2 protein-coding genes are annotated in these 1,140 nt (G+C 75.2%); both read left to right on the top strand.

From position 1 onward, the window contains the following. The coding region (locus tag HMPREF3105_RS12025; protein ID WP_070709826.1) for an SDR family oxidoreductase at positions 1-606 on the top strand (606 nt) is incomplete at its 5' end. A 43-nt stretch (positions 607-649) separates the two neighbouring features. Continuing rightward, the coding region (locus tag HMPREF3105_RS12020) for a sirohydrochlorin chelatase (protein WP_070709823.1) at positions 650-1,140 on the top strand (491 nt) is incomplete at its 3' end.

The following is a 1,140-nucleotide window of genomic DNA, read 5'->3' as shown; positions in this document are numbered from 1 at the left end:
GACGTCGTCCCCGCCGCCCTGGACGTCACGGACGAGGCCGCCGTCGCCGCGCTGGCCTCGCGCGTCGAGGCCGACGGCGGCGCCGACACCCTCGTCAACATCGCCGGCGGCGCGCTCGGCACGGACGCGGTGGGCGTGGGCGACCGCGCCGACTGGGAGTGGATGTACCGCGTCAACGTGCTCGGCACCCTGACGATGTGCCAGGCGTTCCTGCCCATGCTCCGCGCCCACGGCGAGGGCACCGTGCTCAACCTGACCTCGACCGCCGCCGTCACCGCCTACGAGGGCGGCGCCGGCTACAACGCCGCGAAGATGGGCCAGCACGGGCTCACCGGCGCGCTGCGCCTGGAGGAGGCCGAGCACAACGTGCGGGTGATCGAGGTGCTCCCGGGCATGGTCCACACCGAGGAGTTCTCCCGCAACCGCCTGGGCGGCGACCAGTCCGCCGCGGACGCCGTGTATGCGGGCGTGGAGAAGCCGCTCACCGCCGAGGACGTCGCCGAGGTGTGCGTCCACGCCGTCGAGCTGCCCCACCACGTGAACCTGGATCAGATCGTGATGCGGCCGGTCGCCCAGGCCGCCCAGCACAAGGTGATCCGCCGGTGAGCGGCGGGCCGCAGAACGTGTGGGCCGACGCGGTGGGCTCGGCATGAGCGCGCCCGTGCTGCACGTGATCGCCTGCGCCCACGGCACGCACGACGCGGCCGGCCGCGTCGTGATCGACGGCCTCCGTGCCGACCTGGCGGCCCTCCTGGACGCCGAGGGGCCGGGCGCCCAGGTCCACGAGGCCTACGTGGACGTGCAGAGCCCCTCCCTTGACGAGGTCGTGGCGGACCTGCCCCCGGGGGAGTCGGCCGTGATCGTGCCGCTGCTGCTGTCCCTGGGCCATCACGTCCACCACGACATCCACCACGCCGCGGCCGCCCGGCCCGACACGATCGCCGCCGCACCGCTGGCCGGGGTCGGGGACGACGTCGAGCCGCGCCTGGTGACCGTTCTGGCCGAACGGGTGGCCCAGGCGGTGCCGGCCGGTGAGGCCGCGACATCGGACATCATCCTGGCGGCGGCCGGCACTCGCGCCGCGGACGGCCAGGCCCAGGTGCACGCCCTGGCCGGGGCCCTGGCCCGGGCCACGGGACT

Origin of the sequence: Micrococcus sp. HMSC31B01 (assembly GCF_001816085.1) — a bacterium.
Lineage (GTDB): Bacteria > Actinomycetota > Actinomycetes > Actinomycetales > Micrococcaceae > Micrococcus > Micrococcus luteus.
Note: the sequence above shows the minus strand (reverse complement) of the source record. Positions and strands in the feature narration are given on the sequence as shown.